At 68.5% G+C, this 12,964-nt stretch carries 11 protein-coding genes and 1 tRNA gene; 9 read left to right on the forward strand and 3 right to left on the reverse strand.

Translation table 11 applies throughout. The features are described 5' to 3' along the window. Positions 1-208 precede the first annotated feature (208 nt). Entirely contained in the window at positions 209-1,033 is an 825-nt protein-coding gene (locus tag ELQ94_RS16130) for an SGNH/GDSL hydrolase family protein (RefSeq protein WP_127051406.1), read from the reverse strand. A gap of 92 nt (positions 1,034-1,125) precedes the next feature. On the opposite strand from ELQ94_RS16130, the gene ELQ94_RS16135 reads away from it, so the two are divergent. After that, positions 1,126-2,949 (forward strand): DEAD/DEAH box helicase, encoded by a 1,824-nt coding sequence (locus ELQ94_RS16135; protein ID WP_208007769.1) that lies wholly within the window; start codon positions 1,126-1,128, stop codon positions 2,947-2,949. A 337-nt stretch (positions 2,950-3,286) separates the two neighbouring features. Here the strand turns inward: ELQ94_RS16135 and ELQ94_RS16140 are convergent. Further along, positions 3,287-3,373: transfer RNA gene (locus tag ELQ94_RS16140), tRNA-Leu, on the reverse strand. 99 nt (positions 3,374-3,472) lie between these two features. Here ELQ94_RS16140 and ELQ94_RS16145 point away from each other — a divergent pair. The 6 genes from ELQ94_RS16145 (at position 3,473) to ELQ94_RS16170 (ending at position 10,228) form a co-directional block, all read left to right on the forward strand. Next, positions 3,473-4,801: a M20/M25/M40 family metallo-hydrolase gene (locus ELQ94_RS16145; RefSeq protein ID WP_127051407.1), complete on the forward strand. Its 1,329-nt coding sequence runs from the start codon at positions 3,473-3,475 to the stop codon at positions 4,799-4,801. An 18-nt stretch (positions 4,802-4,819) separates the two neighbouring features. Continuing rightward, a complete protein-coding gene (locus ELQ94_RS16150) occupies positions 4,820-5,674 on the forward strand; it encodes an undecaprenyl-diphosphate phosphatase (RefSeq protein ID WP_127051408.1) in 855 nt (284 codons plus the stop codon). A gap of 54 nt (positions 5,675-5,728) precedes the next feature. After that, a complete protein-coding gene (gene mshC, locus ELQ94_RS16155; protein ID WP_127051409.1) occupies positions 5,729-7,036 on the forward strand; it encodes a cysteine--1-D-myo-inosityl 2-amino-2-deoxy-alpha-D-glucopyranoside ligase in 1,308 nt (435 codons plus the stop codon). Positions 7,037-7,437: 401 nt separating this feature from the next. Further along, complete coding sequence (locus ELQ94_RS16160) at positions 7,438-8,793, forward strand: HNH endonuclease signature motif containing protein (protein WP_166404876.1); 1,356 nt, start codon at positions 7,438-7,440, stop codon at positions 8,791-8,793. Between the two features lie 161 nt (positions 8,794-8,954). Then, positions 8,955-9,419: a hypothetical protein gene (locus tag ELQ94_RS16165; protein WP_127051411.1), complete on the forward strand. Its 465-nt coding sequence runs from the start codon at positions 8,955-8,957 to the stop codon at positions 9,417-9,419. Continuing rightward, positions 9,392-10,228 (forward strand): hypothetical protein, encoded by an 837-nt coding sequence (locus ELQ94_RS16170; RefSeq protein ID WP_127051412.1) that lies wholly within the window; start codon positions 9,392-9,394, stop codon positions 10,226-10,228. Before ELQ94_RS16165 ends, ELQ94_RS16170 begins: the two co-directional genes overlap by 28 nt. Positions 10,229-10,237: 9 nt before the next feature. Here ELQ94_RS16170 and ELQ94_RS16175 read toward each other — a convergent pair whose 3' ends face one another. Next, positions 10,238-11,122 (reverse strand): PAC2 family protein, encoded by an 885-nt coding sequence (locus tag ELQ94_RS16175; protein ID WP_243697078.1) that lies wholly within the window; start codon positions 11,120-11,122, stop codon positions 10,238-10,240. Positions 11,123-11,204: 82 nt separating this feature from the next. On the opposite strand from ELQ94_RS16175, the gene ELQ94_RS16180 reads away from it, so the two are divergent. Together ELQ94_RS16180 and ELQ94_RS16185 are read left to right on the forward strand one after the other, a co-directional pair. Further along, on the forward strand, positions 11,205-11,888 hold the full coding sequence (locus ELQ94_RS16180; RefSeq protein WP_127051414.1) for an HAD family hydrolase: 684 nt from the start codon (positions 11,205-11,207) through the stop codon (positions 11,886-11,888). Next, on the forward strand, positions 11,885-12,910 hold the full coding sequence (locus tag ELQ94_RS16185; protein ID WP_127051415.1) for a tRNA (adenine-N1)-methyltransferase: 1,026 nt from the start codon (positions 11,885-11,887) through the stop codon (positions 12,908-12,910). Before ELQ94_RS16180 ends, ELQ94_RS16185 begins: the two co-directional genes overlap by 4 nt. The last annotated feature ends 54 nt before the right edge of the window (positions 12,911-12,964 follow it).

Consider the following 12,964-nt stretch of genomic DNA (forward strand, 5'->3'; position numbering starts at 1 on the left):
TGGGCCTCGCCGTCTGGTGCCCTCCGGGCCCGGGGAGAGGAACCCGCCTAGTCCTCGCGGAGTTCCGCCGGCTGGGCGAGCGTGCCTCGCTGTCTGGTGCCCTCCGGGCCCCAGTGAGAGGAACCCACTTAGTCCTCGCGCAACTCTGCCGGCTGGGCGAGCGTGCCTCGCTGTCTGGTGCCCTCCGGGCTCGGGGAGAGGAACCCGCCTAGTCCTCGCGCAACTCCGCCGGCTGGACCAGCGGGCCCGCGATCGGCCTCTTGGCCGTGATCGCGTCGCCGGAGGACTGGTGCCGAACACGTCGGACGACCCAGGGGACGAGGTATTCCCGAGCCCACTGCAGGTCGTCGCTGCGGACGTCGCGACGCGAGCGCTCCGGGTACGGTTCCGGTCGCATGGGTTCGAGAGTGTTCGGCACGTCGAGAGCCTCGAGGACCATGCGGGCGACCGTGTGGTGGCCGATCGCGTTGAGGTGCAGCCGGTCCGGTGCCCACATGCGCTGGTCCTGGATGTCGGTCAGCGCCCACTGGTCCGCGACGATGCAGTCGAACTGGGAAGCGACGCTGCGGATGTTCTCGTTGTAGATGGCGACCTTGCCGCGGATGCCGCGGAACACGGGGGAGAAGCCGACGTCCACACCGGTGAAGACCACGATCGTCGCCCGATCGGCGGCGAGCCGTTCGATCGCCGTCTGGAACTTGGCGGCGATCTCGTCGGGGTCGGATCCCGGGCGGAGCACGTCGTTCCCGCCGGCGGAGATGGTGATGAGATCGGGCCGCAGCTGCACGGCCGGTTCGATCTGCTCGTCCATGATCTGCTGGATGAGCTTGCCACGCACAGCGAGGTTCGCGTAGCGGAAGCGCTCATTTCCTGCCGCCAGCACCTCAGCCACACGGTCGGCCCACCCGCGGTTACCGCCGGGCGAGTTGGGCTCGGGGTCGCCGATCCCCTCGGTGAACGAGTCTCCGATGGCCACATAGCGAGACCACGGGTGGAGTGTGTCGTCCCCGGTGTCGTCTCCTGCTTCCTGCACGGCGTCCTCCTCAGGGGTGCGATCCGACCAGCGTACCCACAGCACCGGTCGCCTGACCGCGAGCGTCGGCCGCGTCGTCTAGGGTACTTCGAGTGGATGCGGACGGGACGACGGAGGGCGGCGAGACCGGACCGCGGATCGGAACCGCGGCCGCCGAGCACCTCTCGCCGGCCTTCCCGGAACGCGCGGCCTGGGGGACGGTCAGCAAGCTCCGAGCATGGCAGGCGGAGGCGATCGACGCCTACTTCGCCTCCGAACCGCGCGACTTCTTGGCGGCGGCGACACCGGGCGCGGGGAAGACGACCTTCGCCCTGCGGCTCGCGGCCGAGCTGTTGTCGCGCCGTACCGTCGATCGGGTCACGGTGGTGGCTCCGACCGAGCACCTCAAGAAGCAGTGGGCCGAGGCAGCGCATCGCGCGGGCATCCGTCTCGATCCCGAGTTCACGAACCGCGCGGGTGCGGTCGGCCGCCATTACCACGGCGTCGTCGTCACGTATGCGCAGGTCGCGATGCGCGCGGCGCTGCATCAGGATCTGACCGCGTCGTCCCGCACTCTCGTCATCCTCGACGAGGTGCACCACGGCGGAGACGCGCTCAGCTGGGGCGACGCGATCCGCGAGGCGTTCGGACCGGCCGTCCGTCGGCTCTCTCTCACGGGTACTCCGTTCCGCTCCGACACCGCTCCCATCCCGTTCGTGACGTACCAGCCCGACCGAGAGGGCATCAGGACATCCGTCACCGACTACGACTACGGCTACGGACGTGCCCTCGCCGACGGTGTGGTCCGACCGGTGATCTTCATGGTCTACGCCGGCCACATGCGCTGGCGCACGAGCACCGGCGACGAGATGGAGGCGCGGCTCGGTGAGGGCAACACGAAGGACATCACCTCGCAGGCATGGCGCACGGCGCTCGACCCGGCAGGGGAGTGGATCCCGTCGGTGCTGCGGGCGGCGGACCGCAGGCTGACCGAGGTCCGACACGGGGTGCCGGACGCGGGTGGCCTCGTGATCGCCACCGACCACTTCGCGGCCAAGGGCTACGCGGCCATCCTCGAACGTCTGACGGGGGAGTCACCCACTGTCGTCCTCTCCGACGATGCCGAGGCGAGCTCGAAGATCGACTCCTTCTCCAGCGGGACCGGTCGGTGGCTCGTCGCCGTCCGGATGGTGAGCGAGGGCGTCGACGTGCCGCGGCTCTCGGTCGGCGTCTACGCCACGTCCGCTTCCACCCCGCTGTTCTTCGCTCAGGCCATCGGCCGTTTCGTGCGCGCCCGGCGGCGTGGGGAGACCGCGAGCGTCTTCCTCCCGAACGTCCCGCAGCTCATGAACCTCGCGTCCGAACTCGAACGCGTGCGCGATCACGCCCTCGATCGGCGACCGGACCCGAATGCCGAAGGCGACTTGTGGAACCCCGAGGACGCGATGGTCGGTGAGGCGAACCGGTCGGACAAGGCGTCGGATTCGCTCATGGCGGAGTTCAGTTTCGAGGCGATCGCCTCGGATGCCACGTTCGATCGTGTGGTCTTCGACGGTGACGAGTTCGGCTCCTACGCCGTGCCGGGTACCGAGGAGGAGCTCGATTTCATCGGGCTCCCCGGAATCCTGGAGCCCGATCAGGTCCACGAGTTGCTCACCCAGCGGCACCAACGCCAGGCGCGTCGCATCGACAACAAGGTGAAGCAGCAGCCGCCGCCTGACGACGCACCGCCGCCCGCCCTCTACCGGACGTTGAAGGAGCAGCGGAGTCTGCTCAACAGCCTCGTCGGGCTGTACGCGAAGAGCACGAACCAACCACACGGTCTCGTGCATGCGGAGCTTCGCCGCGTCTGCGGGGGCCCAGCCGTCGCACAGGCGAGCGTGACGCAACTGCAGCAACGTATCGACTACCTGCGCCGCCGCCTCGGCTCCCACTGAGCATCGCGTCCCACAGCCGTCCAGTGGCACTCAGGAGTGTGTGCGGCGGCGCAGACGAGTGACGCACCGCGATCTGCCGGGCACCCTTCGACAGGCTCAGGGACGGAGTTGGAGCGGTGACGGGACCGGCGAGCCCCCGGGGCCCAACGCGGATCCTCACGGGTGACGAGGTGACTATCGGACGTGGTCATCACGGCGATGGGCACGGGAGACGAGGCGACTATCGGACGTGTATCCAGCACCTGCCATCGAGTACCTGACCCGAAGTCTGCCGCGGCGCTAAAGAACACAACACGAAAAGGCCCGGATCGCAATGATCCGGGCCTTTCAACTCACGTGCGCGAGGGGGGACTTGAACCCCCACGCCCATTAATAGGGCACTAGCACCTCAAGCTAGCGCGTCTGCCAATTCCGCCACCCGCGCGAGTTGTTTCGGCCCCCATGTTCGGGCGCCGAGAAACGACGATAGCACGGATTCGGACGTGGTTTTCACACCCCCGAATCCAGCGGGTAGCGTGGTTGCATGGTCACCCCTTCGAACGACACCGCGACGACCGGGCTCGAGTCCGACGAGACGGTCGGCGTCGCCCGCGATCTCATCCGCTTCGACACGACGAACTACGGGGAGGGCAAGGCCAAGCCCGAGCGGGAGGCCGCCGAATACGTCGCCGCCTACCTCCGGGAGCTCGGCCTCGAGCCCGAACTCATCGACGCCGCCCCCGGCCGCACGAGCGTCGTCGCCCGCGTGGCGGGACGCAATCAGGACAAGCCGGCCCTCGTGGTGCACGGACACCTCGACGTCGTCCCGGCCGATCCCGCCAACTGGTCGGTCGATCCGTTCGCCGGCGAGATCCGTGACGGCATGCTGTGGGGCCGAGGCGCCGTCGACATGAAGAACATGGATGCCATGATCCTCACGGCGGTCGCCGAGCTGCTGCGGGCGGGCGAGGCCCCCGAGCGTGATCTCGTGCTCGCATTCTTCTCCGACGAGGAGAACGGCGGTGTCTTCGGTTCGCAGCACATCGTGAAGACCCGGCCGGAGCTGTTCGACGGCGCGACCGAGGCCATCAGCGAGGTGGGCGGGTACTCCATCACCGTCGGTGGACGCCGGGCGTACTTGATGCAGACGGCCGAGAAGTCCCTCGTGTGGATCCGGTTGCGCGCGCGCGGTGTGGCGGCCCACGGGTCCCGAGTGATCGAGGACAACGCCGTCACGAAGCTCGCGGTCGCGATCGCGGCCATCGGTCGCACCGAGTGGCCGATCCGCCTCACGGAGACGACGACGGCGCTCATCGCCGAACTCGCGGAGATCCTGGACGTCGACCCCGAGGTCACCGGGCCGGACGAGATCGCCATCGCGACCGGAACGGCGGCCGGGTTCATCCGGGCATCCCTGCGTACGACGAGCAACCCGACTCTCCTCGAGGCCGGTTACAAGCACAACGTGATCCCCGACGTCGCCACGGCGCTCGTGGACATCCGGACATTGCCGGGGGAGGAGGACGGCGTCCTCGAGCAGATCCGCGAGATCGTCGGAGAGGACATCGAGATCGAGATCGTCCAGCAGGACATCGGACTCGAGACGCCCTTCGTCGGCCCGCTCATCGATGCGGCGGTCGCGACGCTCGTCGCGCACGACCCCGAGGCGGTCGTGCTGCCCTATATGCTCTCCGGGGGGACCGACAACAAGGCGCTCTCGAGGCTCGGCATCACGGGCTACGGGTTCGCGCCGCTCCGCCTGCCGGAGGACGTCGATTTCCCCGCGATGTTCCACGGGGTGGACGAGAGGGTCCCGCTCGAATCGCTCGTCTTCGGGCGACGAGTCCTCGCGGATCTGTTCCGTACGTACTGACCGTCAGGAGAGCCCCGAGTGGACTTCGTCAACGCGATCATCCTGGGCCTCGTCCAGGGTCTCACCGAGTTCCTTCCGATCTCCTCGAGCGCGCACCTGCGGATCGTCGGCGAATTCCTCGGCACGGGGGAGGACCCGGGCGCCCGCTTCACGGCCATCACCCAGATCGGCACGGAACTCGCCGTCGTGATCTTCTTCTGGCGAGACATCGTGCGGATCATCGGGGCCTGGTTCCGCTCTCTCGCCGGTCGCGTGCCGCGGAACGATCCGGACGCGCGGATGGGGTGGCTGATCATCATCGGATCCGTCCCGATCGTCGTCCTGGGACTCGCCTTCCAGGACCAGATCGAGACCACGTTCCGCTCGCTGTGGTTCATCGCCGGCACCCTGATCGGCTTCGGAATCCTGCTGGGGATCGCGGACTACGTCGGCGCGAAGCGTCGCGAGCTGGGCGAGATCACCTACCCCCACGGAATCGTCTACGGCTTCGCTCAGGCGCTCGCGCTCATCCCCGGCGTCTCCCGGTCGGGCGGAACCATCACCGCCGGACTCTTCCTCGGCTACACGCGGGAGGCGGCGGCGCGATACGCGTTCCTGCTCGCGATCCCCGCGGTGTTCGGTAGCGGCCTCTACCAGATCGCGAAGTCGGTCGCCGATCCCTGCGTCGAGGGGTCGAGCGGGTGCCTCCCCGAGGTCTACGGCCCCCTGGAGACCCTCGTCGCCACGGTCATCGCCTTCGTCGTGGCGCTCGTCGTCATCAAGTTCTTCATGCAGTACATCTCGAGGCGTTCCTTCCTGCCCTTCGTGGTGTATCGGATCGCGCTCGGCGGCGTGCTCGTCGTGCTTCTCGCGACGGGTGCCATCCAGGCGTGAGTCCGGCCCGCCGGCATGGTCCGGAGGGCGCTGCTGCTCGCTTAGGCTGAGGGGATGCGTGCTTGGCCCCGTCCCGATGTCCCCGTCGTCTCCGGCGCGGCGTGCGCGCCCCTCCTGCACGACACTGCGAGCGACCGGCTCGTCGAGGTCCACACAGGCGACACGGCTCGGTTGTACGTCTGCGGCATCACCCCGTACGACGCGACCCACATCGGACACGCGTCCACGTACCTCGCGTTCGACACCCTGCAGCGGATGTGGCTCGATGCCGGACTCGAGGTGCACTACGCCCAGAACATCACCGACGTGGACGACCCTCTACTGGAGCGCGCGGCCGAGCGCGGTGTCGACTGGCGCGACCTCGCGTCCGAGCAGATCGAGCTCTTCCGCGCGGACATGACGGCGCTCCGGGTCCTTCCGCCTCAGGACTACGTCGCGGTCACGGAGGTCGTCGGTCCGATCGCCGAGGCCGTCGCACGGCTCGAGGAGTCCGGCGTCGGGTACCGCGTGGACACGCCCGAGTCCGAGGAGGGCGACGACGTCTACTTCGACATCGAGGCGGCCGCTCGCCCCGGCGTCTGGACTCTCGGTTCGGAGAGCGGCTACGACCGGGCGCTCATGGAACGACTGAGTGCCGAGCGCGGGGGAGATCCCGATCGGGTCGGGAAGCGTGATCCCCTCGACCCCCTGCTGTGGCGAGCCGCCCGCGCCGGTGAACCGCGGTGGGAGAGCGTCGTCGGCGCGGGCCGACCGGGCTGGCACATCGAGTGCTCGGTGATCGCCCTCGACCACCTCGGCACCGACGTCACCGTTCAGGGCGGGGGATCCGACCTCGTCTTCCCGCATCACGAGATGAGTGCGGCTCACGCGGCGGCGCTGTCCGGCCACCCGCTCGCCAGTGTCTACAGCCACGCAGGGATGGTCGCTTATCAGGGCGAGAAGATGTCGAAGTCGCTCGGCAATCTCGTGCTCGTGTCCGAGCTCCGCGAGCGAGGCATCGACCCGCGGGCGATCCGTCTCGCCATCCTGGCCCACCACTACCGGTCCGATTGGGAGTGGACCGACGCGGTGCTCGAGGACGCCCTCGACCGCGTCGCGCGGTGGGAGGCGGGTCTCGGTGGAGGTGCGTCGAATTCGTCGGCCGAGACGCCAGCGCCGTCGCTCGGCCCGGTGTCGTCGGCCGAGGTGACGGCATCGTCGCTCGAGGTCGTCGAGGCCCTTCGTACGGCGCTCCGCAACGACCTCGACACGCCGACGGCGATCGCCGTGATCGACGCCGCGGCCGCATCCGGAGTCGACGACCCGACTCTGCTCGTGCGGTCGATCGACGCCGTCCTCGGCGTGCCGCTCCGCGTCGCCTAAACTCGGTCTCGTCCGCACCCCTCCCGCTCCGTCCCGCGCCCCGGCCGAGGGCGCAAGTGCGGCTCGAGGGCGCCAGGTAGACGTGGCGCCCTCGAGCCGGATGTGGCGCCCTCGTCGACCCTGCCCTGGTGCCTGAGCGTGTCGACGGGTGCCGGGCATCTCTCGCCCGAGCCCTGTCCCGACGACGCGCTTCTCGTTCCCGAGCCTGTCGAAGGGTACCGACCGCCTCGGAATGGAGACACGTTCCGGGCACGGAACCCGTCGGTCCCTGAGCTTGTCGAAGGGCATTGACCACCTCGGATCGGATGTCGACCTGTCATCCACAGGTGGGATTCGACGGAGAAACTGACTCCTTTTACGGATACCGTCCGAATGTCGGTGGTGTGCTGTTCACTAGACGTATGAGCACCCAGGGGACGGCACTTCGAGAGGGCATCGCGACCGCGATCTCCGCCCTCGTCGAGCCCATCGGCGCGCTCGCGCCGGGGCGGCTCTCAGCGCCCGATTACATCGCCGCGCTCCGGGAGGTCGAGGACCTCGGGCGCCTCGTGGACGCCGCCCGTGTCGCTCTCGCTGGGGAGGCGGAGAAGCGTACGCAGGGCCCGATCGATACGCTCGGGGCCCTCGGGTACGCGTCCGCGGTGGACGCTGTGGCGACGCTCACATCCGCCGCAGACCGGGACGCGAAGCGACGCATCCGCGTGGGGGAGTCCTTGAACTCCGGGGTATCGCTGACGGGAGCGGAGACGGGTTGCGCCCACCCGGCGATCGCCGCATCGGTGTTCGCAGGGAATCTCAGTATCGATGTCGCGACGATCCTCATCGATGCGCTCGATGGGGTCGGGAACCGCGTCGACGACACGGTGCTGCTGCAGGCAGAGGAGGCGCTCGTCGAGCTCGCCGCCGGCACGCCGCAGCACCCGCCGCTGCGCGCGGACCTCGTCCGCGGCCAGGTGCAACTGTTCATCGAGGCCCTCGACCCGGACGGGGTCCTCCCGCGTGAAGAACTGGCGAGGCGGAAGCGGCGGTTCACGATCGGACGCGAGACGAGCGACGGCCTCATCCCCGTGAATGGGCTTCTCACGCTCGAGGTCGGGGCGTCACTGAAGCGACTCGTGGATGCGCATGTGCGGAGGGTGTCGTTTCCGGACCCTGACTCGATGGTCGAGCACGTTGACGACCGGCTCCCGCAGCAGAAGCGCCACGACACCCTCGCTGACATCCTCAGCGCCGCCGCCCGGGTGAAGGACGCACCCGAGCTCGCCGGATCAGCGCCCGCGATCACCGTGACGGTGACACAGGCCGCGCTCGACGCTGGTGAGGGTGTCGGCGGGATCGACGGTATGGACACCCCGATCTCGGTCGACGCGATCGAGCGAATGATCGACTCCCGCGGAATGCAGACCGTCACCTTCAATCCGCAGGGCCGGGTGCTGTCCCTCGGATCGGTGCAGCGCTGCTTCACCCCGTCGCAGCGACGAGCAATCAACGCGAGAGACGGCGGCTGTGTCATCCCCGGGTGCACCGCACCCGCCGGATGGTGCGAGGTACATCACGTCATCCCCTGGCGAGAAGGCGGGGCGACTCACACCGACAACGGAGTGCTGCTCTGCTGGGGCCATCATCAGAGCATCGACTCCGGGCCGTGGGAGTTGTCCATGCCGGACGGAGTCCCGCATGTCCGAGGACCCGGCCACTGGACGTGGACGCACACCACGAAGAGCAGATTCAGACCACCCTCCACCCCCACCGGGTAGGGCGTTCGGCGCGGCCTGTGGACGGCGCGAGCGCGGTATTCGTCCGTCCGCCTATGGTCGTCGGCATGGGGGTAGGTACAAGGCGACGTCAGATCGTCGCGCTGAGTGCGAGTTGTGCGGCTGCGCTCGGTCTCGCGGCGTGCTCGAGCGTTGAACCGACGGTGACGGCTGCGCCGACGTCATCGGCGTCGGTGTCGACGGACGCATCCCGCCTCGCCGAGGCGGTGGATGCATTCACTGTGTTCAATGCCGCCCTCGACGGCTATTACAGCGGGACGAAATCCATCGAGGACCTCCAGAGCTTCGTGACCCCCGACTACTTTCGAGTTCTTGTCGCTGAAGAAGCTGAACGCGACACGTCGACGTGGACGATGGGGACGTCGACATTCGGGGACGAGAAGCTCGTTGATCCCGACAAATGGGGCGGGCACGGGGACCTCTCCCTCGTCGTCTGTCGAAACATATCGAGGACAGAGGTGGTGGACGATACAGGCGCACCCTCCACGGTCAAGCCGCTGCGAACTCGGATCCCGCTCATCGTCTACTTCATGGATGACGACACGTCAGGTTCGGGAATGCTCATCGAGAAAGTGGATCAATGGAACGAAGACGGCTATTGCTCCTGACCGGCCTCATCATGGCCCTTGTCATCACTCCGGCGACTGTGGCCATCGCCGATGCCGACTGCGGACTCTCTGGCCTCGGAAAGGGCGGCTGCGTGTCGGTTGGCGCGGGTCCGAACGGAGTCGACATCGGCGCCGAGGTGACGACCGGCGGTTCCGGCGGAGGCGATAGCACCCCGGGCGATGGGGGTGGTTCCGGAGGGGGCCCAAGCGGCGACGGGTCATCGGGCGGCGGGACGCCCGATCCTCAGCAGATCACCGACACGCTCGGAACCTGCCAGAGCGAACGCTGCGGCGGCGGAGGTGGGGGTACACCCACCGTCACCCTCTCCGACTTCGCGAGCTTCGCCCCGACCACGCCCGGCATCCACATGGAACCCGACGGGTGGATGCTCCGCGGACTCCCCGCCAACTTCATCGCCGACACCACCAGCAACAGCCACGACAGCACCCTTTTCGCCACCCCGGTGACCGTCCGCTTCACACCCCACGCCTACCGGTGGGACTGGGGCGACGGCACCACCGACACCTTCTCCACTCCCGGCGCCACGTGGGAGGACCTCGACCAGGACCGGTTCACCGAGACCCCCACGTCCCACACCTACACCGAACGCGGCACCGTCACGATCAGCCTCCACGTCGACTACGCCGTCGAATACCGCCTGAGCGCCGACGGTGACGACGCCGGCTCATGGACCACGGTCACCGGCACGGTCGCATCCAGTACGACCGTCGACGCCTACGTCGGCACCGCCACCACCGTCATCGTCCCCGAGGACTGCAACGTCGACCCCGCAGGAATCGGCTGCTGACGGCTCGGATCAGCCCTTGCCCCACGGCTCGTCGCCGCTGCGGCCGTCGGGCTTGTCGCCCCGGCGTCGTAGGTAGCGTTCGAATTCCTCGGCGATCGCGTCGCCGCTCGCATCGGGGGACTCGACGGTGTCCCTCGCCTGCTCGAGCTGCTGAATGTAGGTCGCCATCTCGTCGTCCTCGTCGGCGAGGGCGTCGATCCCCTGCTCCCATTCGGCGGCATCGGCGAGGAGTTCACCGCGCTCGATCACGACGTCGATGATCTCTTCGAGGCGGTCGGCGAGCGCGAGCACGGCCTTCGGCGAGGGCGCGTTGTGGACGTAATGCGGCACGGAGGCCCAGATCGAGAGGGTCGGCATGCCCAGAGCCTCGGCGGCGTCCGCGATGACGCTGAGAATCCCCACAGGCCCCTCGTACGACGACCGCTCAACGGCGAATGTCCGGCGGACGTCGGGGTTCTCGCTCGTCGAGAAGATCGAGATCGGCCGGGTGTGGGGCACATCGGCGAGCATCGCTCCGAGGAAGACGACGGCCGTCACGTCCGCTGCGAGTGCCGCGTCGAGGATCTCGGCGGTGAAGTTCTTCCAACTGCGCGACGGCTCGATGCCGAGGAGCAGATAGACCGAGCCGGGCTCACCGTTCTCCACGGCCGGGCCGTAGAGGGTCGTGCCCGGCCACCGGATGGAGCGCCGTCCGTCCTCGCCTGCGGCGACCGTGGGCCGCGTGAACTGGTAGTCGTAGTAGTCCTCGGGATCGACGGACGCGAGCGGCACGAGCGCGAGTTGCTCCTGCAGGAGCCTCACGGTGCCCGTCGCGGCGTCTCCCGCGTCGTTCCAGCCCTCGAAGGCGACGACGAGGACACGACCCCGCGAGAACGATTCGACGTCAGCCGTCACGTGCACCAGCCCTTCCGCAGCCGTCTGGCCGATCGATCCTTCCAGGATAGGCGCATTCGGGGACCCGGTAGCATTGCACCCCGTGACCTCTCTGATGCCCGATGCCGTCCTGTGGGACATGGACGGGACCCTCGTCGATACCGAGCCCTACTGGATCTCCGCTGAAACCGACCTCGTCGAGTCGTTCGGCCGCACCTGGACGTACGAGGATGCGATGGAACTCGTCGGAGCCGGCCTCTGGGACTCGGCGGAGACGCTCCGCACCCACGGGGTCGACATGCCGGCCGACGAGATCGTCTCCCACCTGACCGAGACGGTCATGGCCCGCATCACCGCACAGGGCGTTCCCTTCCGCCCGGGCGCACTCGAGCTCCTCACCGAGCTCCGGTCGGCCGGGGTCCGCGTCGCCCTCGTGACGATGTCGATCCGCAGCATGGCCGAGCACGTCGTCGACCGCATGGACGACAACCCGTTCGAGGTGCTCGTCACGGGCGACGAGGTGGCCCGACCGAAGCCTCACCCTGATCCCTACGTGGAGGCCGCTTCACGTCTCGGCGTCGACGTCCGACAGTGCGTCGCGATCGAGGACTCGCGCACCGGTCTCGCGTCGGCAGTCGCTGCGGGGACCGCCGCGATCGCGGTGCCACACGCGGTGTCGATCCCGGAGGGTCCCGAGCACACCGTCTGGACGACCCTCTCCGGCCGGACGGCGGCCGATGTCGCCGAGGTCTTCGCCACCCGTCGTCGTGCGGAGGACGCTCGATGAGCGGTCAGGGCGGCGAGCGCGTCCGCAACTCCGGCCCCTTCCGCGTGGGGGACCGCGTGCAGCTGACGGGCCCGAAGAACAAGCTCCACACCATCAGCCTCGAGGCGGGAAAGGTGTTCCACACCCACCGCGGGATGATCGACCACGACGCCCTCATCGGTCTCGACGACGGATCCGTGATCACCAACACCGCCGGGATCGAGTACCTCGCCCTCCGACCGCTGCTCGTCGACTTCGTCATGTCGATGCCGCGGGGAGCCGCCATCATCTACCCCAAGGACGCCGCTCAGATCCTCGCCTCGGCGGACATCTTCCCGGGAGCCCGCGTCGTCGAGGCGGGTGTCGGGTCCGGCGCCCTCTCGATCTGGCTGCTCCGCGCCATCGGCGAGTCCGGCCGACTCACCTCCTTCGAACGCCGGGAGGAGTTCTCTGACGTCGCCCGTGACAACGTCGCGAGCTTCTTCGGCTACGACCCGGCGTCCTGGGACGTCGTCGTCGGCGATCTGGTGGAGAAGCTGCCGGACACGATCGAACGGGGGACGGCCGATCGCGTCGTCCTCGACATGCTGGCCCCCTGGGAATGCGTCGATGCGGTCGCCGACGCGCTCACTCCGGGCGGCGTTCTGCTCTGCTACGTCGCAACGGTCACGCAGCTCTCCCGTGTCGCCGAGGCGATCCGGGCCACGGGCCGGTTCACCGATCCGTCCTCGACCGAGACCATGATCCGCGGCTGGCACGTGGAGGGGCTGGCGGTCCGTCCGGACCACCGGATGATCGGTCACACCGGCTTCCTCCTCACCGCGCGTCGTCTCGCCGATGGAGCCGTCCTGCCCGAGCTCAAGCGACGCCCGTCAAAGTCCGATTTCTCTGACGAGGATGTGGAACTGTGGACCCCCGGCGCCCTCGGTGAGCGGGTGTCGAGCCCCAAGAGCCTGCGCAAGCGGGTGCGCGCCGCTGCGGCGAGCGCGGACCTCGTCCGCTCACGTGACGAGGTGTCGGGCGATGCCCCCGACGCCGACTAAACTGAACCGCGCATCCCCGGGGGCCGACGGCCCGCCCGCACCGAATCGAGGCAC

The organism is Labedella endophytica, from assembly GCF_003990045.1.
Classification (GTDB): Bacteria; Actinomycetota; Actinomycetes; order Actinomycetales; family Microbacteriaceae; genus Labedella; species Labedella endophytica.